We start from the raw sequence: 26,259 nt of genomic DNA, 5'->3' as shown, positions 1-26,259 counted from the left end.
CAACATTCAACAACGATGTTGTCTGACACACCGCTTTCGCGAGCAAGCCCGCTCCCACAGGTTTTTCTGCATCAGGGCTTATCCGGTTTGGCCAGCATCGTGTAGATGCAGGGCAGCACAAACAGGGTGAACAAGGTGCCGATCGACATGCCGGTCGCGATGACCGTGCCGATGTCGAACCGGCTGACCGCACCAGCACCGGTGGCGATGATCAATGGGACCATGCCGAACACCATCGCCGCGGTGGTCATCAACACCGGACGCAGGCGGATGGCCGCCGCTTCCTCCACGGCTTCCCGTGCCGTCAGGCCCTTGTCCTTGCGTAGCTGGTTGGCGAACTCGACGATCAGAATGCCGTGTTTGCTGATCAGCCCGATCAGCGTCACCAGCCCGACCTGGGTGTAGATGTTCATGCTCGACCACCCCAGGAACAGCGGAATCAACGCGCCGCAGATGGACAGGGGGACGGTGACCAGGATCACCAGCGGGTCGCGGAAGCTTTCGAACTGGGCCGCCAACACCAGGAAAATGATCGCCAGTGCCAAGGCAAAGGTGACCCACAGGGCACTGCCTTCCTGAACATACTGTCTCGAGGCGCCGGCGTAGTCGAAGGCAAAACCGACCGGTGCCTCTTCCCGGGCGATCTGGCGCACGAGGTCGATGGCTTCGCCCATGCTCACCAGCGGCACGCCGGACAGGATGGCCGAGTTGAGTTGCTGGAACTGGTTCAACTGGCGCGGTCGGGCGCGGTCGGTGACGGTGATCAGGGTCGACAACGCCAACAGCTCGCCCTTGGTGTTTTTCACGTAGTAATTGCTCAGCCAGTCCGGATTGTCGCGAAACGGCCGCTCGACCTGGGCAATGACCTTGTAGCTGCGACCTTCAATGGTGAATCGGTTGATCTCGGCTTCACCCAGCAGGGTCGCCAGGGTTCCCCCCAGATCCTGCATGGAAACCCCCATCTGCGCGGCCTTGGCGCGGTCGATATCCACCACCACTTCCGGTTTGTCGAAGGCCAGGTCAACGTCGACAAATGCAAACTTGCCGGATTCCATCGCCCGTTTCTTTACGCGGTCGACCACTTGCAGCAGCAGTTCGTAATCGTTGGAGGAGTTGATGACGAACTGGAACGGCAAGCCTTCGCCGGTGCCCGGCAGGGACGGCAGGTTGAAGCCGAAGATCTGCAGCCCCGGGATCTTTTCCAGTTTGGCCTGCACCTCGGGCAGGATCTCCATTTGCGTGCGACTGCGATCGTCCCATGGCTTGAGCAGGAAACCACCGATGCCCGATTGCACGCCGTTGAAACCGTTGATCTGGAACGATGAGTAGTACTCGGGAAACGCCTTGAAGATCGAGATGAACTCGTCGGTGTAGGTGTTCAGGTAGTCGAGGTTGGTCGGTTGCGGAGCGTTGGCCATCATGAAAATGATGCCCTGGTCCTCATCCGGCGCCAGCTCCGATTGGGTGAATTTGAGAAAGACCGGAATCAGGCACAACACGATCACGGCGAATACCAGCACCACCGGCCGGGTGTTGAGGGTGCCGTGGAGCATGCTCTGGTAGCGGCGCTTGAGGCGTTCGAAAATCATGTCCAGGCGATGGGCCAGGCCACTGGGATTCTCGTCGTGACGCAGCAGAAACGCACACATCATTGGCGAAAGAGTCAGGGCGACGATGCCGGAAATCACCACTGCGCCGGCCAGGGTCAGGGCGAACTCCTTGAACAGCGCCCCGGTCAGGCCGGTCAGGAAACCGATCGGCGCATACACCGCCGCCAGGGTGATGGTCATCGAGATCACTGGCATGGCGATTTCCCGGGCGCCTTCAATGGCGGCGTCGAACGGCGTCTTGCCTTCCTCGATGTGGCGATGAATGTTTTCCACCACCACGATGGCGTCATCCACCACCAGGCCGATGGCCAACACCATCGCCAGCAGGGTGAGCAGGTTGATCGAGTACCCCATCATCTGCATGAAGAACATGACACCGATCATCGACAGCGGGATGGTCACCACCGGGATCACCACCGAGCGCAGGGCGCCAAGGAACAGGAACACCACCACGATCACGATCAGCACCGCTTCGAACAGCGTTTTCACCACTTCGTCGATCGAGGCCTGGATGAACAGCGTGGCGTCGTAGGCGATTTCACCCTTGAGGTTCGGCGGTAGCTGGGCCTCAAGGTCCGGCATGATCTTGCGCACTTCCTTGATCACTTCCAGCGGGTTGGCGCCGGGTGTCGCCTTGATGCCGATGTACACCGAAGGGGTGCCACCGAACGAGCTGATGGAGTCGTAGTTTTCCGCCCCCATTTCCACACGCGCCACATCGCGCAGCAGTACACGGCTGTCGCCATCGACCTTGAGCGGAATCGCCCCGAAGGCCTCGGCGGACTTGAGTTCGGTATTGGCGTTGATGCTGGTGACCACGTATTCGCCTTTCACCTCGCCGGCAGCCGAGAGGAAGTTGTACTGGCGCACCGCGTTGGTCACATCGCTGGCACTGAGGCCGAAACCCGCGAGCTTCACCGGATCCAGCCACAGGCGCATGGCAAATACCTGGTTGCCGAGGATTTCGGCCTCGGCCATGCCGGGCAAGGTCGCCAGTTTGGGCTGGATCACCCGCGACAGGTAATCGGTAATCTGCGGGTTGCTCAATTCCTTGCTGAAGAAGCTCATGTACATCAGCACTGACGCATCGGCAGATTCTTTGCTCAGCACCGGGTCTTCTGCGTCCTGGGGCAGCTGGTTCTTGACCTCGTTGGCCTTGGCCAGCAGTTCGGTAAACAGACGGTCGCTGTTGGAGCCGACGCGCGCGTAGATCGAGATCACCGAAAAGTTCTGGCGACTCACCGAGGTCATGTAGTCGATACCCTCGGCGCTGGCGAGGCTTTGCTGCATCGGTTGGGTAATGTAGCCCTGGATGGTCTCGGCGTTGGCTCCGGGGTAGGCGGTGGTCACCGTGATCAGGGCGTTTTCCATTTGTGGATACTGACGCAGCGGCAGCTTGCTCCAGGCCTGGAAGCCCAGCAGCACAATCAGCAGGCTGACAACGGTTGCGAGAACCGGGCGGCGAATGAACGGATCGGTAAAAGCCATAGGGATTCCTTGATCAGTCCGCGCGAGGCGGGCTGTTCTGCTCGGCCAGGGTCTTGTCGTCGCTGATGGCAATGTGCGCGCCGTTATCCAGTTTGAGCTGGCCGGCGGTCACCACTTTCTCGCCGTTCTGCACGCCTTTGGTGATCATCACCTGCCCATCGCGGCGTTCGCCGGTTTCGACAAATCGCCGTTCGGCGATCAGCACCGGCTGGCCCTTGTCATCCTTTACCGGGCTGCCGTCTTCGGCCTTCTTTTGCACGGCCACATACACCGAGTTGCCGTAGAGCGTGTAGTTGATCGCGCTTTCCGGCACCACGATGCGCGGTTGGGGGTCGGGCAGGAGCACCTGGAGGTTGGCGAACATGCCTGGCATCAACTTGCCATCGGGGTTGGCCAGGGTGGCGCGGACCTGCACGTTACGGGTGCTGTTCTCGACTTTGGGGTTGATTGCACTGATGGTGCCGGGGTACTCCAGGGTCGGATACGCCGCGACAATGACCTGTACTGCCTGGCCGAGTGCAATCTTCGGCACCGACTGCTCGGGCACAAAAAAGTCCACATACAGGCTACTGAGGTCTTGCAGGGTGGCGATCATGGTGCCGCTGGCAAGATAGTCGCCAACGTCTACGTGACGAATGCCGATGGTCCCGCTGAAGGGTGCGACGATGCTTTTTTTGCCGAGCGCAGCCTTGAGTTGATTGACCGTGGCCCGGCTCTTTTTCAGCACCGCCGAAAGCCGGTCGAACTCGCCTTTGGAAATGGCCTGGCTGCCGACCAATTGGCTACCGCGACCGTAATCGAGCTGTGCCAGCCCGAGGTCGGCCTGAGCCGTTTCCAGCAGGGCACTTTCAACGGCGCTGTCGAGGCGCAGGAGTGGTTGACCGGCCTTGACCTTTTGCCCTGACTCGAACTGCAAATCGATGACGGTGCCATCGGTCTCCAGGCTCAGGTCCACGCCCTGCAATGCCTTGAGCGTGCCAACGGTAGGCAGGCGGGCTTGCCACGGACGCTCGGTGGCGGTGGCCACGGCAACGCTGATGGCCGGTTTAGGCGCAGAGAAGCCTTGAACCATCGTGTAGATCGAGAAGGCTTTGTACGCGGCCAGGACCAGCACAATCAGTAGAACCACACCCAACATGATCAGCATGCGGCGACGCAGCATATTCCAGTTCCTTGGAGAAAATCAGGTGAGACAGCAGGGCACATTACCGGGAGTCTAGAGGTAATCCAACTGCCGTTTTTACAGGTTGTGAGGTATTAGAGGGGGGAAAGCCTGAAAAGATTCGCCGTCTCGGGTCGCGCCTGCGGGGTGCACGTAAGGCGGCGATCTTTTCAATGATTCAGGCCATCAGATGCAGATGGTTGTCCCAGAGCCCTGCGGGTAGCTCCAGCGGTTTGGCGACCAGGTTTGTCTGACGGCAGTCGTAGTAGCGGCAGCGCCCCTGGCCCGAGGTCACGACAAAACCATCGGCCACGGCGCCGACCCCGGCGCAATCGGGCAGGGGGGCATCCAGGCGTACTTCACCGCTGTCCAGGTCCCAGATGAAGAAACGGTTGCCCCGCGGCGCGGTCAGCGCCACCAGGCGCAAGTCGTTGTGCACCGCGACGCTGGCGGTGTAGTGCCCCATGGCCTGCAACTGGTGCTCGGGCACCGGGAACGCCACGAAGGGCTGGCCGGGACGCTTGATCGCCAACAGCTCCGACGACTCGTGGGCCGCGCCCATGAACTGTTGGCTGGCGACGATGGTGCCGTCGCTGGCGATGGCCAGATGGCGCACGCTGTTCATCTGCTGGGCGAGGGTTTCCTTGCTCAGCAGGGTGCCGTCACGTTGCATCAGGACCAGGCTCGGTTCCATGGCGTTGAGGTTCATCTCCACCCGGCTTTCGGCCTCGGTGCGAATCCCGCCGTTGGCCACCACCAGGGTTTCGCCATCGGGCATCCACGACACCTGGTGCGGGCCCAGGCCGTGGGTGGAAATCTCACCGCTGTGCACCAGCCTTTCGCCTTCGAACTTATACACACCGAGCAGGCCGCGGCCCGGATCGGTGGTGTCATTTTCGGTGGCGTACAGCCAGTCGCCGCTGTGGTGAATGACCGCGTGTCCGTAGAAGTGCCGGTTGGGCTGCGACACCACGGTTTGCAGGAGGGCGCCGTCGCGCAGGTCGATCAGGTAGCTCTCGGTGCCCGGACGGCGGGCGACGAACAGTGCAATCGGCTGTGTCGGGTGGTTGATGATGTCGTGGCAACGCTGGCCGACCCGGGTGGCGAACACCTGGGTGCCATCGAGCCGATAACCGACGGCGTAATGCTGGCCATCGGTATCGTCCCGTGCCGAAAGCAACAACGGACTCTTGTCCTTTTGCTTGAACAGCGTCCAGCCGCCCAGCGTCACCGCACCCAGCAGCAAACTCCCTAATGTCAGAACCTGGCGTCGCAGCATGGAACTGGCCCTCATCAGTCACCGTCGTTGGCGTTGAAGCCCAGCTGGATGCCCAATGCCTTGGCCAGATCGGCCTCGTGCAGGCGATGGACGACGTTGAGGCTGTCATACAGCTCGTTGAGTTGCTGGCGGCCGGCCTCGTCATTGAGCATGTCGGTCAGCGAGCGCTGGTTGCCGGCAAACAGTTTCAGCGAGGCGGCATAGGCGGCATCGATCTTGTCGGCCAACGGCTTCTGCTCGCTCGGCAACAGTCCGCGCAGGCCTTTGTTATCCACACCCTCCCAGACCGTTTTGGCGGCCGCGAGGCTGGCTTCGAGGCTGGTCAGGGACGACTGGCTGCGCCAGGCATCGGCCTGGAACGGTTGCGGCACGCCCTTGCTCTGGCGACCCATCGGCGTGCCGAGTTTTTTCTTCAGGGTGTCGATGGCGGTGACTTGAACCCGCAGCAGATCGGCGATCGCTTCGTGGGAGTCGGCGTAGCGCTGGTTCGGGAATTTGCTCATTTGCGCGAGCATGCCGTCGGTGTTGTTCCAGGTTTGCAGAATCTCTTCGGCCAACTGTTTCTGGCGTTCGCCGATGGCGATCAGCAGTGGGCAGTATTTGCTCTTCTGCTCAGCGTTGGCCACGTCAGGCTTGCTGTCGAACAGAATGTATTCGTAGGCCGAAAGGCCCTGCACCACGACACTGGACTTGGCCAGCGCTGCAACATCGATCTGCGGCTGGGCGGTGACCAGTTGCTCGACCTGACGGCCGACCAGGTTTTTCTTGTCCGGCCAGAACTGCACTTGCCACGAACGGTTGCCTTCAGCCAACGGCCCGATCAGCAGCGGTTGCAGCTCGGCCCAGGCTTTTTGCGCGTGCAGGAAGTCGGCACGGGCGGTTTCCAGGGTTTCCTTGCCTTCGCAATAGGCGAGGGCGCTGACCGCCAATTGACGGTCGGCTTCAACCCAGCGGGTGTAGGTCGGCAGGATCACCGACTTGGCGATGGCCGCCGACGTGACCGCTTGCGGATCCTGGGGCGAGCAGGCGCCCAGGGCGAGGGCGGCAAGGCTGGTGAACAACAGTTTGGGACGGAACATGTCGGGCTCCCGCGAGTGGAATGCGTGTTAAAGGGAATTCAGGAACGCCAGCAACGCGGCGCGCTGCTCGGCATTGAAAGACAAAACCTGTTGCTGCGCCGCTGTCGCCTCGCCGCCATGCCAGAGCACGGCTTCGAGCAGGTTGCGGGCGCGGCCGTCGTGCAGGAACTGGGTGTGGCCGCTGACCGCCTGTGTCAGGCCGATGCCCCACAACGGCGGGGTGCGCCATTCGCGGCCACTGGCCTGGAATTCGCTACGGTTGTCGGCCAGGCCTTCGCCCATGTCATGCAGCAGCAGATCGCTGTATGGCCGAATCACTTGATTGGCCAGCTCAGGTTCGGCGGCGTTGGCGGCGGTGGTGTATTTCGGTGTGTGACAGGACTGGCAACCGGCCTGATAGAACAAGGTTTTGCCGGCCAGCACTTCAGGTGCGTTGACGTCACGACGGGCCGGTACGGCGAGGTTACGGCTGTAGAACAGCACCAGGCGCAGGATGTTATCGCTGACTTCCGGCTCGCCATCGGGGCCATTGCCGCTGGGTGCCTGTTTGCAGGCCGTTTGCGCGTCCGTGCAGTCATCAAAGGGTCTCAGGCTGGTCGTGAGGCCCATGTCGCCCGAAAACGCGTGAACATTCTGTTGATTGAGGTTCGGTTGTCCGGCTTTCCAGCCAAATCGTCCAAGCACCGTCTTTTGCCCAGCGTCATCCCAGACCCGGTTCGGTCGTCCGCTGATGCCGTTGTTCGCCTTGGCCTGTGCCTCGGCGTTGGCCAGGATCGCCTCGTCAGGGATCGCTTCGAGCAGGCCCAGGCCAATCATCGGCGGCGCTACGCGCGCCGAGAAACGGGTATCGGGGTGCATCGGGCCGTAGCCCAGCTGGGTGATGTTCAGGCTCGGTTTGCGCAACTCGACTTCGGTGCCGTCCTTGAAGCGAACCGGCACGGCGGTGTAATCGACCCGCACTTTGCCCTCGGGGGCCACGCCGGGTACGGCCATGTCCTGGAACTGACCGCCGTAGACGGGCTCCGGCACCACGCCGAGTTGTTCGATGACCTTGGCATACGCCGGGGCGTCGGGAATCGACAGGCGTACCAGCATCGACACGGCGTTCACATCGTCCGCAGTCGGTGGATGGCCGCGGCCGTCCTTGATGTGACAGCCCTGGCAGGCATTGGTGTTGAACAGCGGGCCGAGGCCATCGCGCGCGGTCGTCGTCGAAGGGGCGATCACCCAAGGGCTGCGGAAGAAGCTGTTGCCGACGCTGAAATCCACACGCCGGGACGGCGGCAGGTTCGCCGAGGGCATGGAAAACGCGTTCTGATCGGTCTTGCGCACCGTTGCACTGCCGCCGGAGCGGGCTTCACCGGGTTCTGCCTGGGTGAATTTCGGGGCGTCATCGCAGGCACTCAGGCCCAGGGCCAGAAACAGTGCGGACAAGCGAAGAGGCAGCGAGGGCATCAGGGATCCTGCAAGACGAGCAAAACAAGGGCGCAAAGTCTAACAGGGGATGGGAATTTGAATAAGAGGAATTATCGTTTGCTTGATGTGGGGCAGGGTTTATCTGGAAACGATGATCCCTCTGTGGGAGCGAGCTTGCTCGCGATGGGGCCATCATGACCAATATCAATGTTGAATGTGCTACCGCTATCGCGAGCAAGCTCGCTCCCACAGGGGATGAGTTGTGGCGGACACAAAAAAGGCGACCCGAAGGTCGCCTTTTTCATTCAGCCAGCGTTGATCAGAATTCGTGATCAGCGTTGTCCGGGTTCAGGTCGTTGATGCCCAGTTTGCCAGCGGCGGCTTCGATCGAACCGGTCTGCTTGACCAGGGCGGCGATGGCGTCACGGACGATCTGGTTGCCTGCGGTGTTGCCGGCAGCGATCAACTGGTCGTAGTGCTCACCCTTGTTGGCGTGATCAACCATGATCTGGATCTTGGCTTCGGTAGCGGCCAGGTCGTCTTTCAGCGCGGTGTCGGCAGCCGGGTCGGCCTTGGCCACCAGGGACGACAGGCTGGCGCCGGTCATTTTGGTGCCGTCGACACGGGTGTATTCACCCAGGTACACGTTACGAATGCCCTTGGCATCGTAGAAGTGCGAGTTGTGGGTGTTGTCGCTGAAGCAATCCTGTTCGTCTTCCGGGGAGTTGGCTTCCAGGGAAACCTTCATGCGCTCGCCCGCCAGTTCGCCCAGGGACAGGCTGCCCATGCCGAACAGCATTTTGCGCAGGCCGGTTTCAGCCGGTTCCGCTTCCAGGGTGGCGCGATAGTTGTCGGCCACGTTCGGCTTCCAGTTACCGACCATTTCTTCCAGGTCGCTGACCAGCAGCTGAGTCACGGACTTCAGGTAGGCGCGACGACGATCGTTGTGACCGCCGGTAGCGCCTTTGCCTTCCAGGTAGTCCGAAGCCGGACGGTTGCCGGCACCAGGGCCGGTGCCGTTCAGGTCCTGGCCCCAGAGCAGGAATTCGATGGCGTGGTAACCGGTGGCGACGTTGGCCTCGGAACCGCCCAGCTCGTTCAGGCTGGCGAGTTTTTCCGGGGTGATGTCTTTGACATCGACCTTGTCTTCGCCGATCTGCACTTCAGTGTTGGCGATGATGTTGGCGGTGGCGCCCGGGTTGCCCAGGGCGTGCTCGTAGGACTTGTCGACGTAGTCGATCAGGCCTTCGTCCAGCGGCCAGGAGTTCAGCTGACCTTCCCAGTCGTCAACGATGGTGTTGCCGAAGCGGAACACTTCGCTCTGCAGGTAAGGCACGCGAGCGGCAACCCAGGCAGCCTTGGCGGCTTTCAGGGTGTCGGCATTCGGCTTGGCGAGGAAAGCGTCTACGGCGGTTTGCAGGGTCTTCGCGGTGGATTCGGCATCGCTGTAAACGGCGAAAACGATGTCGGCGTAGTGAGCGACAACGGCTTTGGCGGCGGCTTCGTCGACTTTACCGGCAGCGGCAGGCGCAGCAGCCGGGGCGGCCGCGGTGCTGGCGGCTGGCGCAGGTGCAGGCGCGGCAGCTTTTTCTTTGTCACCTTCGCCGCAACCGGCGAGGGAAATAGCGATGGCCAACAGACTGGCGGTAGCCAGAGGCATACGAATCATAGCGAACATCCTGCTTCGATAGGGGTGGAGTGGCGCTGTGCGCACGCAAAACTGCGACATAATGCAAATCTTTCGCATTATGTGTAAAGGGTTGTAGGTGGAAATATTTCTTATTCACGAATCCCTGTAGGAGCGAGCCTGCTCGCGATGGACGTCAACGATTACGCTGGGAACCTGATACCCCGCGGTGTTCTCAAGTTCATCGCGAGCAGGCTCGCTCCTACAGGGGGGTTACAAAATAGCCGCGTTGCTGCGTTGGGCCTGCTTGAGGTAAACGCCCAGTTCCCGCGCCGGCAATGGCTTGCTGTAGTGATAACCCTGACCTTCGTGGCAGCCTTCGGAAATGATGTAGGCCTCCTGTTCGGCGGTTTCCACACCTTCGGCAATCACCTGCATGCCCAGGCTCTTGCCCAGCTGGATGATGGCGCGAACGATGGTCGCATCGTCGTCGTCATCGAGCAGGTCCTGAACGAAACTCTTGTCGATCTTGATCTTGTCCAGCGGCAGGCTCTTGAGATAGCTCAAGGATGAATAGCCGGTTCCAAAGTCATCGATGGCGATCAGCGCACCGGAGCGGCGCAGGCTGAGCAGATGCTGGGCTGCGGTGCTGATGTCTTCCATCAGGCCGGTTTCGGTGACTTCCAGTTCCAGGCTGCGTGGCGGCAGGCGGTACATTTGCAGCAGGTTGTTGACCACCCGTGGCAGTTCGGCGTGGTGCAATTGAACCGTGGACAGGTTGACCGCCATGCGCAGGTCACTGAAGCCCTGGTCATGCCACTCGCGTAATTGTTTGCAGGCCTGGTCCAGCACCCATTCGCCGATGGCAATGATGGTCCCGTTCTGTTCGGCCAGCGGAATGAACAGGTCCGGTGGCACCATGCCGTGCTCGGGGTGTTGCCAGCGAATCAGGGCTTCGACGCCCACCACGCGGTTGTCGCGGTAACTGATCTGCGGCTGGTAGACGAGGTAGAACTGATTGCGGACCAGCGCATCGCGCAGGTCTTTTTCCAGCTCGCGACGGCGGCGCATTTCGGTGTCGACGCTGGCGATATAGAACTGATAGCGGTTGCGCGAGCGGGTCTTGGCCAGCGTCATGGTCTGCTCGGCCTTTTGCAGCAGCTTCTCGGTGCTGTCGCCGTCCTCGGGGAACAGGGTGATGCCGATGGTGGCGCGCAGGCGGATTTCCTGATGGTCGAGGGCAAACGCCGCTTCCAGATCATCGAGAATGCTTTGTGCCAGTTCGGCGGCCTCGTAGGGTTGTTCGATATCGGCCTGGACCAGGGCGAACTGGTCGCCACCGAGGCGGGCGAGGGCGCCCAGGCGACCGCTATGGCCGCGCAGGCGATCGGCCAAGGCCAGCAACAACTGGTCGCCGGTCTGGTAGCTGAACTGCTCGTTGATGCCCTTGAAATCGTCGAGGCCGACACACAACACCGCGACCCGGCGCTGCAACCTGCCGGCGTCGATGAGGATCTTGTCCAGTTGCTGTTGCAATTGCTGCCGGTTCGGCAGCCCTGTCAGGAAATCGTACTGGGACATGCGCAACAGGCTGTTTTCCGCCTCGTGGCGCAGATGGGTGTTGCGTTCGATGGATTCGAGCAACTGGTTGGCGGTGTTGATCCAGATGCCCAGTTCGTTTTTCTCGTGGCCCTTGAGCAGCGGAATCTTGTGTTCGCTGGGACGATCCGGATTGATTTCCGTGAGGTGCTCGATGATCCGCGACAGCGGCTTGGTCAGCAGCCAGTGATAGACCAGATACAGCACCAGCCCCATGGCGAGCGCGCGCAGTACGCCGGAAATGAAGATGATCACCGAGCTGACAATGAACCCCTGGCCGTAGGTGGCGGTATCGAGGGTGATGCTCAGGTCGCCGTAATATTCGCTGTAGGGCCCGCGACCGACCAGCTGGGTGGTGAAGGTGCGTTCCTGGCCGAGAATCACGTCGGTCAGCCAGCGGCTGTGGGAGTGCTGCAATTCACGGGTTTTTTGCGCGAGCATGGCTTCGTTGGGATGGCCGATGGAGGCCTTGCGCACGGCGGCGTCCTGAAACAGGCCTTCGATCACCTGCATGCCCATTTCCCGGTCCAGGCTGTAGACGGCCTGGGTCGAGGGGTCGCGAAACATGTCGAGGATGCGTTCGGCATCGTTGGCGACGGCCTGGCGTGTTTTATAGGCATCGAACACGATCTGTGCGCAGCTCAAGACCACGCCGACGATCAATGCCGACAGGAGCACGACCCGGAGCAACTTCACCGACAAGCTGTTCTTGAGTTCCAGCTTCAAAGGGATATTCCTTGTTCCGTGCGGGTAGTATCAAGTTGCCATGAGTATTGGCAATCCCGTGATGGCAGTCAAAGGGACAATCATCCTTGGGGGATTTTGCCTGCAGCTTGGCTGATTTGCAGTTGTCTTGACGAGTTAGCCTATTCGCACTGTGTCGGTTGTCGAGTCCTTCAACTTTAGGGGTGAGGGTGGGGATATTTTCCTTTTGTTTGATGTTAGCCGTCTGTGGCGGGGGGGCAAGGGGTTCGAAGCTTGTTTCGTTGTTGGGTTTTTAACCGGGTACATATCCGTTTCTGCGGTAACGGCGGCTTATGGTTCCGCTCTTACAGCGGGTCACTTTGGCAAACGCCCCAAAGTAACCAAAGGTCTCGCCCCTTACGTACGGCCCCTCGCTGAGGCTCGGGGTTCCTTCGCTCCGGTGTCCATCCGGGGGCATTGCCCTCCGGTCGGCTTCGCTTCGACCTACATGCAATGAGTTCGACTGCGTCGAACGGCGCTGCGCGCCCATCCCCGGATGAACACCTGCGCTCAGCCTGCCGAGGGGGCGGGTGGATCAAGAGCTGCAGGCGAGCTAACGCTCGGCCTGATGAGTGGTGAAGAGCGAAGGTGTACGCCGCTCTGCCTTTGCTTTTCTGTGGGAGCGAGCTTGCTCGCGAAGGCGGCCTGACAGCCGACCTGAATCTGGCGGATGTACTTTGACCCTGTGGGAGCTGGCTTGCCAGCGATGACGGCCTGTCAACCGACCAATCTCCCACGCCTACAAGCTGATCAATCCCACACGCCCGCGTGGGAGTACTGCCAGGGACGCTCCGCGTTACGTTTCTGCGAGATGGCGCGGTGTAGGAAAGCGCCAGAAGTTTCCCACGCAGTTTTCAGGTTGTCCGTCGGAAGCGGGCTGAATAGCCTTTGGCTGTCGCTGAAAACTCAGCGATCGGGTGTGAGAACCCGGCTACTTATGGTCATCCAGAACCTGTGCACGCATAATCGCCGCCAGCTAGTCCGCTGTCTGTAAATGCGTCATGGCGGCTGTGTGCGGGCAGACTTAGGTCTGGCCCGGGTGTCCATACCGGTTTCTCACCTCGCACATAGCTGCCACCTCTTCACCGCGTGAGAAACGGCAAGTGGTGGCCACTGCGCCAGAGGAATGGTTTTATGGACAAATTAATCCCCGATCCCCCCAGCAGCACCACCAAACCCTACAGCCCCCACACCATGTTCATGATCGTTCCCGACATGGACACTGAAACCCTTCTTGCCCACGCCTGTGAATCACTGGCTTCAGCCAATGTCCTGGCGAGTGATTTCGCGACCTACCTCAATGGCCCCCAGCGCAACACAGCGCTGGCCATTTCGCAGATTGTCATGTTGGCGGAGCTGGCGGTGAGTCGAGCGTTGGATAACCTCGATCCGCAGGGATAGGTATTCATTCAGGTTGACCGCGTCATCGTTCTTCGCGAGCAAGCCCGCTCCCACATTTGATCTGTATACGACACGATCCAGCGTGGGAGCGGCGGTGCGGCGATCCGACTTGCTCGCGAAGACGGCCGGATAATCGATACATTTTTCATTGATGTGGCCACTTTCCCGAACGCATAAAAAAACCCGGCAAAAGCCGGGTTTTTTGACTGGCGTCGAGCTTAAGCGGTGAAGGTTTTGCCTTCGAACTGCTCAGCCACGAATTTCCAGTTGACCAGGTTCCAGAACGCTTCGACGTACTTCGGACGCAGGTTGCGGTAGTCGATGTAGTAAGCGTGTTCCCAGACGTCGCAGGTCAGCAGCGGGGTGTCGCCGTTGGTCAGCGGGTTGCCGGCGCCGATGGTGCTGGCCAGGGCCAGGGAACCGTCAGCCTTCTTCACCAGCCAGCCCCAGCCGGAACCGAAGGTGCCGATGGAAGTCTTGCTGAACTCTTCCTTGAACTTGTCGAACGAACCGAAAGCTGCGTTGATGGCTTCAGCCAGTGCGCCGGTTGGTTGACCGCCGGCGTTTGGCGCCAGGCAGTTCCAGTAGAAAGTGTGGTTCCAGACCTGTGCGGCGTTGTTGAAGATACCGCCCGAGGAAGTCTTGACGATTTCTTCCAGGGTCTTGCCTTCGAACTCGGTGCCTGGCACCAGGTTGTTCAGGTTCACGACGTAGGTGTTGTGGTGCTTGTCGTGGTGGAATTCCAGAGTTTCCTTGGAAATGTGCGGCTGCAGGGCATCGTGTGCGTACGGCAGCGGCGGCAATTCGAAAGCCATGATGATTCTCCTAATCAGGTCAGTTGCGGTGAGCGCAAGGCCGATCACGGGCGGCCAGACAAGCGCCGGGGAGTTTGTACTCTTTGCGGCGCAGGGAGACGGATCATAGCACCGGGGGGGCGGCATAACCACGCAACAACTGTGTGGAATAGAGGTTCCGCGAATCAGATGGCCGCGATCAACTGCAGCGCTACGGCAAACATCATCACCGCCACCAACAGATCGAGAATTCGCCAGGTACCGGGGCGGGCGAGCCAGGGAGCCAGCCATGCCGCACCCAGCGCCAGGGTGAAGAACCACAGCAGCGAGGCACTGGCCGCGCCGACCACATAAGCGCCGGGCTCGGTTTGTTGTGCGCCCAGGGAGCCGATCAGCAAAACGGTGTCCAGGTAGACGTGCGGATTGAGCAAGGTCACCGCCAGCGCGCTGAGCATGACCGCCCGCAGCGAGCGTACGGTCTGACCCTCGCCCTGCTCAAGGCTCTGTTTCGAAAAGGCCCGGCGCAGTGCCTGGGTGCCATACCACAACAGAAACGCTGCACCGCCCCAGCGGGCGATGGCCAGCAATGTCGGGTTCTGTGCCAATACCGTCGCTAGACCGAACACCCCGGCTGCCACCAGCAGGGCGTCGCAGGCCACGCAGAGTGCCGCGACCGGCAGGTGATGTTCACGCCGCAGGCTTTGCGCGAGGACAAACGCATTCTGGGTGCCGATCGCCATGATCAGGCCAAAGGCCACCAACAGGCCGTTCATATAACTTTGCCACATGATTTTTTACTCCGCGTTGGCTGCCAGATCCCGCAGCACCTGCAGGGCACGGTCGGCGTCGGCCTGGCCGACAAACAAATGGTCGTGGTAGTAGCCGGCAATCACGTTGCAACTGATGCCGGCCTTGCCCAATGCCGTGGCGAATGCCGCAGTCAGGCCTACCGCTTCGAGTGCCGAATGCACGTTCAGGGTGATCCAGGCGGCGACGTAGTCGAAGCTGAACCCGGCTTTTTCGGCGTGGGAGCGTTCGAGAATCACGGTCAGGCCTTCCTGCTCGCGGAAGCTGCCGACAATCTTCAGGCCTGCAGGCAACTGGCCGTAGCGCAGGGTGCAGAACACGTATTCGCCGGCATTGAGTTGCGGGCTCATGCTGCGCAGCAGCGTTGCCAATGAAGTTTCGCCAGCCATGTGGGTGATCCTTGTTCAAGAGTTCTTGCTGGTCATTGTCCCTGTGAAGGATGTATAAGAAAAACCAATCTTGCTGATCGCTCATTAGGAAAACTGATGTTCGACTATAAATTGCTTTCTGCCCTGGCCGCCGTGGTCGAACAGGCCGGTTTTGAACGGGCAGCCCAGGTGCTGGGCCTGTCGCAGTCGGCGATATCCCAGCGCATCAAGTTGCTGGAAGCGCGGGTTGGCCAGCCGGTATTGGTGCGAGCTACACCGCCAACGCCGACGGAAATCGGTCGGCGGTTGCTCAATCATGTGCAGCAGGTGCGTTTGCTTGAACGGGACTTGCAAAGCCTGGTGCCGGCACTGGATGAAGAGGGCCTGCCGGAACGCCTGCGGATCGCCCTGAACGCCGACAGCCTGGCCACCTGGTGGGCGCAGGCGGTGGGGGAGTTTTGCGCGCAACAGCATCTGTTGATGGACCTGGTGGTCGAAGACCAGACCGTCGGCCTCAAACGCATGCGTGCCGGCGAGGTGGCAGCCTGTGTCTGCGCCAGCGAGCGTCCGGTGGCAGGCGCGCGCAGCGTACTGCTGGGAGCCATGCGTTACCGTGCGCTGGCCAGCCCGGCCTTTATTGCCCGGCATTTTCCGCAAGGCGTACGCGCCGATCAGTTGGCCCGCACCCCGGCGCTGGTGTTTGGGCCGGACGATTTCCTGCAGCACCGGTATCTTGCGTCCCTCGGCGTCGAGGGTGGTTTCGAACACCATTTATGCCCGTCGTCCGAAGGCTTCATTCGATTGACCGAAGCCGGCCTGGGCTGGGGCCTGGTTCCGGAACTGCAGGTACGCGAGCAACTTGAAAGGGGCGTATTGCGGGAGTTATTGCCAGATAAGCCGATCGATGTGCCGCTGTACTGGCATCATTGGCGTAATGGCGGTCAGTTGCTGGGGCTGCTCACCGATCAATTGGTCAGCGCATCGAAGCAATGGCTGGTGCCCTGGGAGCAGCCTTAAGCGTCAAGCTGCAAGCTGCAAGTGAAGCGCTTGCGGTCCGTTTTTAACTTGCAGCTTGCCGCTTGAAGCTCGCGGCTGCATTTGTTGGAGCAATTCATGAAAATTCTGGTTACCGGCGCAAGCGGCTTCATCGGCGGACGCTTTGCGCGTTTTGCCCTGGAGCAGGGCCTGGATGTGCGGGTCAACGGTCGCCGGGCCGAGAGTGTGGAGCATCTGGTACGCCGCGGAGCGGAGTTCATCCAGGGCGACTTGAGCGACCCGGAACTGGCGCGCGAACTGTGTTCGGACGTCGAGGCCGTGGTGCATTGCGCCGGTGCCGTCGGTTTGTGGGGACGTTATCAGGACTTCCATCAGGGCAACGTCCAGGTCACCGAGAACGTGGTCGAAGCCTGCCTGAAGCAACGGGTTCGACGACTGGTGCATTTGTCGTCACCGTCGATCTATTTCGATGGTCGAGATCACCTGGGCCTGACCGAAGAGCAGGTGCCCAAGCGCTTCAAACACCCTTACGCCACCACCAAATACCTGGCCGAGCAAAAAGTCTTCGGCGCCCAGGAGTTCGGTCTCGAAACCCTGGCCCTGCGCCCGCGTTTCGTGACCGGGGCCGGCGACATGAGCATCTTCCCGCGTCTGTTGAACATGCAGCGCAAGGGGCGCCTGGCAATCATCGGCAACGGTCTGAACAAAGTTGACTTCACCAGCGTGCAAAACCTCAACGAGGCGTTGCTCAGCAGTTTGCTGGCCAGCGGTTCCGCGCTGGGCAAGGCTTACAACATCAGCAACGGCACGCCGATTCCTTTGTGGGACGTGGTCAATTACGTCATGCGCAAAATGGACGTCCCACAGGTCACCCGCTACCGCTCCTACGGCCTGGGCTACAGCGTGGCGGCGCTTAACGAGGGCGTGTGCAAGATTTGGCCGGGGCGTCCCGAACCGACGCTGTCGCGTCTGGGCATGCAAGTCATGAACAAAAATTTCACCCTGGACATCAGCCGCGCCCGGCATTATCTGGATTACGATCCCAAGGTCAGCCTCTGGACGGCGCTCGATGAATTCTGTGGCTGGTGGAAGGCGCAGGATATTCGCTGAGGCTCGAACAGCGCCATTTCTGAACCGGATACGGGCTTCAGGGTCAATGGTTGCGGCTGTGGGGTTTATACTGCGCGGCATAAAGCCATTATGTGATTCATTAAGGTTGATTCAATGTCCATGCGAAACGATGCCAACGACGACTTCGACGATGTACCGAGCCTGCGTGCAGACGTTCTCGATGACGATTATCCGCCGACTGCTCGCACGGTCGTGCATTCGCGCACGGCGCCGGTGGTGAAGGTCAAGGCGGCGAGTACCGGTCCCCTGTGGGCGTTGGTCGGGGCGTTGTTCTTTGCGTTCGCGGGCCTGGCCTGGTGGAGCTTTCAGCAGATCTCCCTGATGGAACAGCAACTGGTGGCGACCCAGGAAAGTTTCGCGCGGATCAGCGAGGAAGCGGCAGGGCGCCTGCAGGATATTTCCGGAAAGGTTGTGGCCAGCCAGACCAGTGTCACCTCCGACAGCGAGGCCCTGAAGCTGCAAATCCGCCAACTGGAAGGCAAGCTCCAGGACCAGAGCACCCAGCAGCAAGGTGTGGCCGGCCAGGCCTCGGACCTGGACAAGCGACTGGCGCAAATGACCGCGCAAACCACCGAAGTGGACAAGCGCCTTGCACTGATGGCCGCCCAGGGCACTGAACATCAGGCGGTCAATACGCAGTTGCAGGCCGAGGTCAAAGCCTTGAGTGCTGAAGTGGCCGCCCTGAAAAGTGCCCCGTCCGACTCGGAAAAATTCGATGCACAGTTGAAAAGCCTGGGAGCCGACATCGTCGCCCTGAAGAAGCAAGGCAACCCGAGCGCTGCCATCGAGCGTCTCGAGCAAGACATCGTCGTGCTCAAGAGCGTGCAGGACAACCGTCCGGCCGCCGCACCGGGCGCGACCAATACCGCCGAGTTCGATGCCTTCCGCAGCCAGGTCACCCGCAACATCAATACCCTTCAGGCGCAGATCCAGAACCTGCAACAGCAGTTGCGCGCCCGGCAGTAATCGACTGCTCCAGAAGCATTTGTGGCGAGGGAGCTTGCTCCCGCTCGGCTGCGCAGCAGTCGTAAAGCGGGCACCACGGTTTACCTGTGCAACCGCGGCGAATGGATTTGGGGCGGCTGCGCCACCCAGCGGGAGCAAGCCCCCTCGCCACACAAGCCCCATCGCACCACAGCATTCTGTGTTTTCCTGAATATCCATGCCTCCCCCCATTGCCGTCTACGCTCTTGAAACACCATCAGGAATGAGGGATGCGCAATGGGGTTTCTGCATAAGTCCGCCTTGCTATGCGGCATGTTCTTACTGTGCCTGGGCCAGGCACACGCCGCCGGGACGGAAAAGGACGACAGCAAGGCGGCCATCGCCCTGCTTGAAAAAGCCTTGGCCTACTACCACCAGAACGGCGACAAGGCCTTTGCGGCGTTCAGTCGCCAGGGCGAGTTTGTCGACAAGGACCGTTACGTCTTTGTGCTCGACACCAAGGGCGTGATGCTTGCCAGCGGCGGACCGTCGTCGGCATTGATTGGCCGGGACGTGTCGGAGGTGCTTGGGCCGGACTTGCAGAAAACTTTCAAGGATGCCCTGAAAGTGCCGGAGGGCAATGGCATTCAGCAGGCGGAGTATCGCTGGCAGAACTGGAGCGACGGCAAGGTCGAGCGCAAGCATGTCTACTACCAACGCATCGGCCAGCGAATTCTGGCGGTCGGTTATTACCTGCCCCGGGCCTCTGCTGAGCAGGCCATGGCCTTGCTGAACAAAGCGGCAACCGATCTGGCCAAGGACGAGAAGGGCACCCTGACGGCGATCAATTCCCTCAAGGGCGGCTACCTGCAGGATGACCTGTATGTGTTTGTCGTCGACCTGGACACCCGGCGTTATGTGGCCCACGGCACCAACCTGCGGCTGATCAATACCGACTTCAGCAAGATCGAAGACCCGGAAGGCAAGCCGGTGGGCGAGCCGATTCTGGCATTGATGGCCAAACAGGATTACGGCGAATACGAATACCGCTGGAAAAACCCGGTGACCGGCAAGGTCGAGAACAAGCATGCCTACCTGAAGAAGGTCGGGCATTTTCTGGTGGCTGTGGGGTATTACAGCCCTTGATTTTAGGGTTTCAATGAGGACGTCTTCGCGAGCAAGCCCGCTCCCACATTAGACCGAGTTCTTCATCAGCACGCGGTCAACTGTGGGAGCGGGCTTGCTCGCGAATACAGGCAACGCGGTCCACCTATCGAACCTTGTCCTCACGCCCGCGCAACAACATGTTCGGCATGGCAATCGCCGCCGCCAACCCCAGCAACGACACCACCGCACTGACTGTCAGCAAGTGCCGGAACGTCAGCAGCAATTCAGCACGCAAGGCGTTCTGCGCCTCACCTGGTGCGGCGTTCAATCCGTCGAGCAACACATTCCCCGAACTGCCTTCGGCAATCAGCGACGAGCCGGCCAGGTGCGCGAAGCTTGAATCCTGCAACAAGGCCAGCAGCAGCGCCGACATCAACGCCACACCCACGGCACCCCCCAGCGAGCGGAACAGATTGGTGGTGCTGGTGGCGACGCCTATGTCCCGCTGGTCCACCGAGTTCTGTGTGCCGACCAACGATGTCGGGAACTGCATACCGGAGGAAATCCCGCAGAGCAGCATGAACAAACTGCTCACGACGAATGCCTGCGGCGGGCTGAACGCCATGCCGAAAATCGCGATGGGCATCAGCGCGGCACCGGTGAGGATCATTGGTTTGTAGCGCCCGGTCACCGAGGTGCGGCGGCCCGCGAAGTACGCGCCAATCGGCAAGCCCATGGCCAGCGGCAGCAGATGCAGGGCGGCGCTGTCGGCCCCGGCGCCGGTGACGCTCTGGAAGCGCAACGGCATCAACACGATCAGCGAGATGGCCTGGAAACTGGTGAAGAAAATCGTGCACCAGCACAGGATCGCATTGCGGTTGGCGAACAGATGCATGGGTAGCAACGGCTCCCGTGCCCGCCGTTCATGAACGACGAACAGCCCCAGCACCAGTACCGCACAAACGAGCAGCGCCAGCACTTCGGCACTGCGCCAGGAATGACCCTGACCGACCTGCGTGATGCCCAGCAACATTGCCGTCAGCCCGATGATCATCAACACGGTGCCCAGGTAATCGATGACCGGTTTGCGTTGCGGAACCGGCAGGCCCACCAGCGTGCGATGGGCCACCAGCCAGGCACCCAGGCCCAGCGGCAGGTTGATCAGGAACACCCAGCGCCAGGACAGGTATTCGGTCATGTAACCGCCGAGCACCGGGCCGGCCACGCTGGCCACCGCGTACATGCTGCTGAAATAGCCCTGATAACGACCGCGTTCCCGTGGCGGCACGATGTCACCGATGATCGCCTGGCTCACCGAAATCATCCCGCCAGCCCCGATGCCCTGGAAGATCCGCGCCAGAACCAGTTGCTCCATGCTCTGGGCCATGCCGCAGAACACCGACGCCAGGGTGAACAGGCCCATGCCGAACAGCATCAACTTGCGCCGCCCGTACAGGTCACCCAGTTTTCCGTAGATCGGCACCGCCACGGTCATGGCCACCATGTAGCCGGAAATCACCCAGGCCAGCAGGCTGACGTCCTTGAATTGTGCGGAGATGGCCGGCATCGACACGGCGACGATGGTCTGATCCAGCGCCCCGAGAAAGATCGCCAGCATCAGCGCGATCAGCACGCTGCGGATGGCGGGTTTGGGCGTTTCAGGCTGATGGAGATTGGTCACGGGAAAACCTGCGGGCAGTGATTGACCCGCACGAGGCAAGGCGAGCGGGGATGCTCGCCAGTGTAAGTCGATAGCAGGCTATTCGATAGCCTCACAAGGAAGCCCGACGTAGTTTTCCGCAATGGTTTTTCGACCCGCCTCGGAGCCGATGAAATAGTCCAGTTCCGACTCGGCAATGCGCTGGCTGAAGGCATCGTGCTCCTCGAAACGGTGCAGCATCGAGGTCATCCACCAGGAAAACCGCTCGGCCTTCCACACCCGGCGCAGGCAGATTTGCGAGTAGTTCTCCAGCAGATCAAGGCGGTTTTCACGGTAAACCTTGAGCAGGATATTGAACAGCGTACTCACATCGCTGGCTGCCAGGTTCAGGCCCTTGGCGCCGGTGGGCGGAACGATGTGCGCGGCATCGCCGACCAGGAACATCCGCCCGTATTGCATCGGTTCGACCACGAAGCTGCGTAGCGGCGCGATGCTTTTTTCGATGGACGGGCCGGTCACCAGTTTGTCTGCCAACGCCTGTGGCAACCGCGTCTTGAGTTCATCCCAGAAGCGTTGATCCGACCAGTTATCGACATGATCGCTGGTGGGCACTTGAAGGTAGTAGCGGGTGCGTGTCGGCGAGCGCATGCTGCACAGGGCAAAACCGCGCTCATGGCGGGCGTAGACCAGTTCGTCGTGGACCGGCGGGGTATCGGCCAGGATCCCGAGCCAGCCGAAGGGGTAGATCCGTTCGAAGACTTTCAGGCTGTCGGCGGGAATCGATTGCCGCGCCACGCCATGGAAGCCGTCACAACCGGCGATGTAGTCGCAATCGAGTCGCCAGGTCTCGCCATCTTTCTCAAAAGTGACAAAGGCTTCGTCGGTTTTCATGCCGTGGGGAACGACGTTGGCTGCCTGGTAAATCGTCTGCGCGCCGGCCTCCCGACGGGCGGCCATCAAGTCGCGGGTGACTTCGGTCTGGCCGTAGATCATCACTGTTTTGCCACCCGTGAGGGCGTGCAGATCGATGTGCACCTGGCGCCCGTCGAGGGCCAGTTCGAAGCCGCCATGCACCAGTCCCTCGGCGTCCATGCGCTGACTCACGCCGGCCTGACGCAACAGCTCTACCATGCCTTGTTCAAGCACGCCGGCGCGGATTCTGCCGAGTACATAGTCCGGGGTCTGACGTTCGAGAATGAGGGTGTCGATACCGGCGTTGTGCAGCAATTGGCCGAGCAACAAGCCTGAAGGGCCGGCACCAATGATGGCGACCTGGGTTTTCAGCGTTTTCATTGTTTTTATGACTCGCAAGCTTCACGCGACCAGGGGCGGTGAATGATTTTTATGGATCGAGTGCTTGCATTTTTCCCTTGCGAGTCTGTCAATTGAAGGTGAAAACTGAGCCGAAAGCTGTACATTCTGCCAATCGGTGCGATTATCGCCCGCCATCAAACTCCGAGGCCTGGATTGAAGTGATGAACAAGCCTGACCTGCCTTCGATTCCGGTGTTCAAGCTCTACGGTGAAAGCCTGGATTGGCCAACCCCGGACTTGCTGCACTGTGAGACCATTTCCAAACGCAGCCGCGAACATCATTGGGAAATCAAACCCCACCGCCACGCTGATTTATGCCAACTGCTCTTCGTATTCAAAGGCCAGGCAGAGCTTGAAATCGAAGGCCAACGTACACAACTGGTGGAACCGGGGATCCAGATCCTGCCTCCGCTGTCGGTGCATGGCTTTCGCTTTTCCGAAGACGTGGAAGGCTTTGTCGTGACCCTGGCCGCGCCGCTGATCGCCCATCTGCAGATGCAGTTGGGACAATCGGTCAACGCCCTGGCCCAGGCCGAAAGTTACCCGGCAGGCAAGGACGCCGAGTACCTCAACAGCCTGTTCAGTGCCTTGCAGAGCGAATACAACAGCCATCAACCGGCGCGGGAAATGCTCATGCATTCGCTGGTCAGCGTGATTGTGGTGTGGGTCAGCCGCCAGGTGATCCAGCGTCGCACCGCCATGGCGCGACCGCAGCGGGCCCGGGAATACCTCAACGGCTTTATTCAACTGGTGGAAGAGACTTATCGCCAGCACGTCAAGGTCGAGGATCTGGCGCACCGGCTGGGGATTTCCGTGTCGCACCTCAACGGCACCTGCCGTGAGCTGGCGGGGCAACCGGCGTTGCAGATCATGCACGAACGGCAATTGCTGGAGGCCAAGCGCTTGCTGACCTACACCAGCATGACCATTTATGAAATGTCCGACGTGTTGGGGTTTTCCGATCCGACCAACTTCACGCGCCTGTTCCGGCGTCGTGTGGGGATTTCGCCCAAGGCCTTCCGTGACCGCTTGAAGGCCGATCAGGACAACGAAGCCTGACCCCCTTCCTTACCGGAGGGCGTTGAGGGTGGCGTTGTGGGGGATGCATCGCTCGAAGTTGCAGCTCGCGGCTTCACGGGGCTGGTTGCGCAGTTGCTCGACGCGCCAGGCGGCAGCGCCATACAGCCCGAGCGTGACCGCGCAGGTGATGAAGATCGCGAGGTATCTTCTTGTTCTGATGTTCATGGCGTTGACCTCTGAACGAATACCTTTCGGTATTACATTGAGCATAGGTCAGCGTTGGTGAGTTGTGTAGGAGCTGCCGAAGGCTGCGATCTTTTGATCTTGCTTCTTAAAATCAAAAGATCGCAGCCTTCGGCAGCTCCTACACGGGCGGGGTTACAGGCCGATGTCCCATTCGGGCTCCTGTGGAAACCTGAGCACCAGAAAATCCAGCAAGCTGCGCAGCGCCGCCGGCATGTGCTTGCGTGAGGCATACACCGCGTACACGTTCATTTGCCGGGGTTCGGCCGTCGGCAGCAGGCGAATCAATTCGCCGCTGTGAATGTGCACGCCGGCCTGGTAGGTGGGTAGCATCGCCACCCCGGCGCCAGCGATCGTTGCGCGCAACAGTGTGCTGGCCTCGTTGGCGCTGATGTTGCCCTGCACCGGTACTGAAACCTGCTCGCCGTCCTGATCGAAATGCCAGAGGCTTTTGCCGAAGTAGGAATGGGTCAGGCAGTTGTGCAGGCTCAGGTCCTCGACCCGTTGCGGCGCCGAATGTTCGCGCAAGTAAGCAGGGGAAGCGCAGATCACCGAGCGGCAAACCGTCAGGCGGCGGGCGATCAGGTTGGGGTCCAGGTCGTTGCTGGTGCGGATCGCCAGGTCGATGCGCTCGTCCACCAGGTTCACGGTGCGGTCGAGCATCTGCATGTCGACGCTGACGCCGGGGTAGCGCTTGACGTACGCGGCCATGGCATCGGCCAGTTGCGCCTGGCCGAACGAGGTGCTGACGCTGATCCGCAGCAGGCCGCGCGGTGCGTCATCCGGTTCGCTGACGGCGGCTTGCATGTCGCTGGACAAGTCGAGCATCTGCCGGCAGCGGGGCAGGATCTCGTTGCCGGCGGCGGTCAGGCTCAACTTGCGTGTGGTGCGGTGCATCAGGCGCGCGCCGACCCAATCTTCCAGTTCCGCCAGATACCGCGACACCACCGGCCGTGACAGCTCCAGGTGATCGGCGGCGGCCGACTGGCTGCCGAGGTCGACCACCGTGACGAACACCCGCATTGCTTGAAGACGATCCATGATTTGCCCGCTTTCAGAAACAAACTATGTTCAAGCATCGCATTTTTTGTACCGAGTCAGGCAACTAAGCTCTGTTCCCCTGTAGGAGCGAGCTTGCTCGCGATGGACGTTAACGATAACGCGGGTTGTCGGTTAAACGCGGCGTCTTCAAGTCCATCGCGAGCAAGCTCGCTCCTACAAAAAAAGGGCATCCGCCACGCACGGCATTCGGACAACGGAGCAACAAATGATCGGTTTCACCACCCTCAAGCGCGTTTTACTGGCAAGTGCCGCCTTCGGTTTCGTCGCCCATGCAGCTGCCTCGCCCCTGACACTGGATGTCTACAACCCCGGCGAAAAAGCCATCTTCCCGGTGACCTCGGTGCTGGTCAGCGGCGAAAAGGAAGCGATCCTGGTGGATGCCCAATTCGGCAAATCCCAGGCCGAGCAGGTGGTGGAAAAAATCCGCGCCAGCGGCAAGCAATTGACCACCATCTACATCAGTCACGGTGACCCGGACTACTACTTCGGCCTCGACACCCTGACGGCCGCGTTCCCCAAGGCCAGGGTCCTGGCCTCGCAGCCGACCGTCGACCACATCAAGCAAACCGTCGACGGCAAACTGGCCTTCTGGGGCCCGAAAATGGGCGCCGATGTGCCGGCCAAAACCATCGTGCCGGACGTGCTCAAGGGCGACAGTCTGATCCTCGAAGGGCAGAAGTTGCAGGTGCTGGGTCTTGAGGGTCCGCAACCGGATCGCAGCTTTGTATGGATTCCGTCGATCAAGGCGGTCGTCGGTGGTGTCGTGGTGGCGCAAAACATCCACGTGTGGATGGCCGACACGCAAACGCCGCAGTCCCATGCCGATTGGTTGGCTACGCTGCATTCCATTGAAACCCTGAAACCGCAGGTCGTGGTGCCGGGGCATTACCTCGGCAAGAGCGATCGTTCCCTGGCAGCTGTGCAGTTCACCGCCGCTTACATCAAGGCCTTCGACGAAGAAAGCGCCAAGGCCAGGGATTCCGCTGAACTGATTGCGGCAATGAAAAAACGCTTCCCGGCACTGGGTGATGAAAGCTCCCTGGAACTGAGCGCCAAGGTCGCCAAAGGTGAGATGAAGTGGTAAGTCGTTAATTGTTCCCACGCAGGTGGGAATAGACTTGTACAAACACCTCGAATGTTCGGGGTGTTCGCGTAGAAAACATCAAATTCAACAATAGCTCGAAGCTCAGTTTATTGTCCCTGTCGACAATGAAATGGGCTTCGTGTTTTTTTGTTGGGTGGGTGTTTTTTGAGCGTCTTGAAAAATAGCATAAATGATAAAAAGTTGCGTGTGTATTGGTGGGGTATATAAATATCGCTGATGTGGTTAGCTTTGAGGCTGTTTTGGTTTTGGCATTTTTAATCGGGGGCGATAAGTCCTACGTGGATTGACGTAGACGGATGATAGTAGGTCGGTTGTTGGGGGCGT

At 60.4% G+C, this 26,259-nt stretch carries 21 protein-coding genes; 7 read left to right on the top strand and 14 right to left on the bottom strand.

The features are described 5' to 3' along the window. Positions 1-71: 71 nt before the first annotated feature. The 7 genes from KW838_RS06640 to KW838_RS06610 form a co-directional block, all read right to left on the bottom strand. Complete coding sequence (locus tag KW838_RS06640) at positions 72-3,098, bottom strand: multidrug efflux RND transporter permease subunit (protein ID WP_102698437.1); 3,027 nt, start codon at positions 3,096-3,098, stop codon at positions 72-74. A gap of 13 nt (positions 3,099-3,111) precedes the next feature. Next, entirely contained in the window at positions 3,112-4,260 is a 1,149-nt protein-coding gene (locus KW838_RS06635; RefSeq protein WP_218500738.1) for an efflux RND transporter periplasmic adaptor subunit, read from the bottom strand. A 178-nt stretch (positions 4,261-4,438) separates the two neighbouring features. Next, the gene (locus KW838_RS06630) at positions 4,439-5,539 is read right to left on the bottom strand and encodes a DUF1513 domain-containing protein (protein ID WP_102698435.1); all 1,101 of its coding nucleotides are present in this window, start codon (positions 5,537-5,539) and stop codon (positions 4,439-4,441) included. 14 nt (positions 5,540-5,553) lie between these two features. After that, the gene (locus tag KW838_RS06625; protein WP_102698434.1) at positions 5,554-6,618 is read right to left on the bottom strand and encodes an imelysin family protein; all 1,065 of its coding nucleotides are present in this window, start codon (positions 6,616-6,618) and stop codon (positions 5,554-5,556) included. A 27-nt stretch (positions 6,619-6,645) separates the two neighbouring features. Next, the gene (locus KW838_RS06620; protein ID WP_218500737.1) at positions 6,646-8,073 is read right to left on the bottom strand and encodes a di-heme oxidoredictase family protein; all 1,428 of its coding nucleotides are present in this window, start codon (positions 8,071-8,073) and stop codon (positions 6,646-6,648) included. 280 nt (positions 8,074-8,353) lie between these two features. Then, on the bottom strand, positions 8,354-9,703 hold the full coding sequence (locus KW838_RS06615) for an imelysin family protein (protein ID WP_102698431.1): 1,350 nt from the start codon (positions 9,701-9,703) through the stop codon (positions 8,354-8,356). A gap of 231 nt (positions 9,704-9,934) precedes the next feature. Continuing rightward, a complete protein-coding gene (locus KW838_RS06610) occupies positions 9,935-11,986 on the bottom strand; it encodes a bifunctional diguanylate cyclase/phosphodiesterase (protein ID WP_102698430.1) in 2,052 nt (683 codons plus the stop codon). Positions 11,987-13,138: 1,152 nt separating this feature from the next. Here KW838_RS06610 and KW838_RS06605 point away from each other — a divergent pair. Then, positions 13,139-13,405, top strand: a complete 267-nt coding sequence (locus KW838_RS06605; protein ID WP_007978539.1) for a DUF6124 family protein — start codon at positions 13,139-13,141, stop codon at positions 13,403-13,405. Between the two features lie 218 nt (positions 13,406-13,623). Here KW838_RS06605 and KW838_RS06600 read toward each other — a convergent pair whose 3' ends face one another. From KW838_RS06600 to KW838_RS06590, 3 genes are all read right to left on the bottom strand, one after another. After that, entirely contained in the window at positions 13,624-14,220 is a 597-nt protein-coding gene (locus KW838_RS06600) for a superoxide dismutase (protein WP_008022038.1), read from the bottom strand. A gap of 164 nt (positions 14,221-14,384) precedes the next feature. Continuing rightward, positions 14,385-14,987, bottom strand: coding sequence for a LysE/ArgO family amino acid transporter (locus tag KW838_RS06595; protein ID WP_015096661.1), 603 nt, complete (start codon positions 14,985-14,987; stop codon positions 14,385-14,387). Positions 14,988-14,993: 6 nt separating this feature from the next. Beyond that, positions 14,994-15,395 (bottom strand): ACT domain-containing protein, encoded by a 402-nt coding sequence (locus KW838_RS06590; RefSeq protein WP_218500736.1) that lies wholly within the window; start codon positions 15,393-15,395, stop codon positions 14,994-14,996. A 96-nt stretch (positions 15,396-15,491) separates the two neighbouring features. Between KW838_RS06590 and KW838_RS06585 the strand changes: the two genes are divergently transcribed. The 4 genes from KW838_RS06585 (at position 15,492) to KW838_RS06570 (ending at position 19,571) form a co-directional block, all read left to right on the top strand. Beyond that, a complete protein-coding gene (locus KW838_RS06585) occupies positions 15,492-16,391 on the top strand; it encodes a LysR family transcriptional regulator ArgP (RefSeq protein ID WP_095965443.1) in 900 nt (299 codons plus the stop codon). A 96-nt stretch (positions 16,392-16,487) separates the two neighbouring features. Beyond that, positions 16,488-17,480, top strand: coding sequence for an NAD(P)-dependent oxidoreductase (locus tag KW838_RS06580; protein ID WP_218500735.1), 993 nt, complete (start codon positions 16,488-16,490; stop codon positions 17,478-17,480). A 114-nt stretch (positions 17,481-17,594) separates the two neighbouring features. After that, entirely contained in the window at positions 17,595-18,467 is an 873-nt protein-coding gene (locus KW838_RS06575; protein WP_218500734.1) for an ATPase, read from the top strand. A 255-nt stretch (positions 18,468-18,722) separates the two neighbouring features. Beyond that, positions 18,723-19,571: a cache domain-containing protein gene (locus tag KW838_RS06570; protein WP_218500733.1), complete on the top strand. Its 849-nt coding sequence runs from the start codon at positions 18,723-18,725 to the stop codon at positions 19,569-19,571. Positions 19,572-19,695: 124 nt separating this feature from the next. Here the strand turns inward: KW838_RS06570 and KW838_RS06565 are convergent, their stop codons facing one another. Both KW838_RS06565 and pobA read right to left on the bottom strand, forming a co-directional pair. Next, entirely contained in the window at positions 19,696-21,213 is a 1,518-nt protein-coding gene (locus tag KW838_RS06565) for an MDR family MFS transporter (RefSeq protein WP_218500732.1), read from the bottom strand. 78 nt (positions 21,214-21,291) lie between these two features. Then, positions 21,292-22,485 carry a 4-hydroxybenzoate 3-monooxygenase gene (pobA, locus tag KW838_RS06560; RefSeq protein WP_218500731.1) on the bottom strand — a complete coding sequence of 398 codons (1,194 nt, stop codon included), beginning with the start codon at positions 22,483-22,485 and terminating at the stop codon, positions 21,292-21,294. A 182-nt stretch (positions 22,486-22,667) separates the two neighbouring features. On the opposite strand from pobA, the gene KW838_RS06555 reads away from it, so the two are divergent. Next, complete coding sequence (locus KW838_RS06555) at positions 22,668-23,564, top strand: helix-turn-helix domain-containing protein (RefSeq protein ID WP_218500730.1); 897 nt, start codon at positions 22,668-22,670, stop codon at positions 23,562-23,564. A 9-nt stretch (positions 23,565-23,573) separates the two neighbouring features. On the opposite strand, the gene KW838_RS06550 is transcribed toward KW838_RS06555, so the two are convergent. Continuing rightward, positions 23,574-23,750, bottom strand: a complete 177-nt coding sequence (locus KW838_RS06550; protein WP_172435705.1) for a hypothetical protein — start codon at positions 23,748-23,750, stop codon at positions 23,574-23,576. A gap of 153 nt (positions 23,751-23,903) precedes the next feature. Then, positions 23,904-24,809, bottom strand: a complete 906-nt coding sequence (locus KW838_RS06545; RefSeq protein WP_218500729.1) for a LysR family transcriptional regulator — start codon at positions 24,807-24,809, stop codon at positions 23,904-23,906. Positions 24,810-25,035: 226 nt separating this feature from the next. On the opposite strand from KW838_RS06545, the gene KW838_RS06540 reads away from it, so the two are divergent. Next, positions 25,036-25,914 carry an MBL fold metallo-hydrolase gene (locus KW838_RS06540; protein ID WP_218500728.1) on the top strand — a complete coding sequence of 293 codons (879 nt, stop codon included), beginning with the start codon at positions 25,036-25,038 and terminating at the stop codon, positions 25,912-25,914. The last annotated feature ends 345 nt before the right edge of the window (positions 25,915-26,259 follow it).

The organism is Pseudomonas sp. PDM27 (genome assembly GCF_019219205.1).
Lineage (GTDB): Bacteria > Pseudomonadota > Gammaproteobacteria > Pseudomonadales > Pseudomonadaceae > Aquipseudomonas > Aquipseudomonas laurylsulfatiphila.
The sequence above is the reverse complement of the archived record's forward strand: the minus strand, read 5'-3'. Positions and strand labels throughout refer to the sequence as shown.

What these genes read in the sequence shown, in the direction of transcription:
- KW838_RS06640 (WP_102698437.1), bottom strand. Translation starts at nt 3,098, where the DNA reads ATGGCTTTTACCGATCCGTTCATTCGCCGCCCGGTTCTCGCAACCGTT.
- KW838_RS06635 (WP_218500738.1), bottom strand. Translation starts at nt 4,260, where the DNA reads ATGCTGCGTCGCCGCATGCTGATCATGTTGGGTGTGGTTCTACTGATT.
- KW838_RS06630 (WP_102698435.1), bottom strand. Translation starts at nt 5,539, where the DNA reads ATGCTGCGACGCCAGGTTCTGACATTAGGGAGTTTGCTGCTGGGTGCG.
- KW838_RS06625 (WP_102698434.1), bottom strand. Translation starts at nt 6,618, where the DNA reads ATGTTCCGTCCCAAACTGTTGTTCACCAGCCTTGCCGCCCTCGCCCTG.
- KW838_RS06620 (WP_218500737.1), bottom strand. Translation starts at nt 8,073, where the DNA reads ATGCCCTCGCTGCCTCTTCGCTTGTCCGCACTGTTTCTGGCCCTGGGC.
- KW838_RS06615 (WP_102698431.1), bottom strand. Translation starts at nt 9,703, where the DNA reads ATGATTCGTATGCCTCTGGCTACCGCCAGTCTGTTGGCCATCGCTATT.
- KW838_RS06605 (WP_007978539.1), top strand. Translation starts at nt 13,139, where the DNA reads ATGGACAAATTAATCCCCGATCCCCCCAGCAGCACCACCAAACCCTAC.
- KW838_RS06600 (WP_008022038.1), bottom strand. Translation starts at nt 14,220, where the DNA reads ATGGCTTTCGAATTGCCGCCGCTGCCGTACGCACACGATGCCCTGCAG.
- KW838_RS06595 (WP_015096661.1), bottom strand. Translation starts at nt 14,987, where the DNA reads ATGTGGCAAAGTTATATGAACGGCCTGTTGGTGGCCTTTGGCCTGATC.
- KW838_RS06590 (WP_218500736.1), bottom strand. Translation starts at nt 15,395, where the DNA reads ATGGCTGGCGAAACTTCATTGGCAACGCTGCTGCGCAGCATGAGCCCG.
- KW838_RS06585 (WP_095965443.1), top strand. Translation starts at nt 15,492, where the DNA reads ATGTTCGACTATAAATTGCTTTCTGCCCTGGCCGCCGTGGTCGAACAG.
- KW838_RS06580 (WP_218500735.1), top strand. Translation starts at nt 16,488, where the DNA reads ATGAAAATTCTGGTTACCGGCGCAAGCGGCTTCATCGGCGGACGCTTT.
- KW838_RS06575 (WP_218500734.1), top strand. Translation starts at nt 17,595, where the DNA reads ATGTCCATGCGAAACGATGCCAACGACGACTTCGACGATGTACCGAGC.
- KW838_RS06570 (WP_218500733.1), top strand. Translation starts at nt 18,723, where the DNA reads ATGGGGTTTCTGCATAAGTCCGCCTTGCTATGCGGCATGTTCTTACTG.
- pobA (WP_218500731.1), bottom strand. Translation starts at nt 22,485, where the DNA reads ATGAAAACGCTGAAAACCCAGGTCGCCATCATTGGTGCCGGCCCTTCA.
- KW838_RS06555 (WP_218500730.1), top strand. Translation starts at nt 22,668, where the DNA reads ATGAACAAGCCTGACCTGCCTTCGATTCCGGTGTTCAAGCTCTACGGT.
- KW838_RS06550 (WP_172435705.1), bottom strand. Translation starts at nt 23,750, where the DNA reads ATGAACATCAGAACAAGAAGATACCTCGCGATCTTCATCACCTGCGCG.
- KW838_RS06545 (WP_218500729.1), bottom strand. Translation starts at nt 24,809, where the DNA reads ATGGATCGTCTTCAAGCAATGCGGGTGTTCGTCACGGTGGTCGACCTC.
- KW838_RS06540 (WP_218500728.1), top strand. Translation starts at nt 25,036, where the DNA reads ATGATCGGTTTCACCACCCTCAAGCGCGTTTTACTGGCAAGTGCCGCC.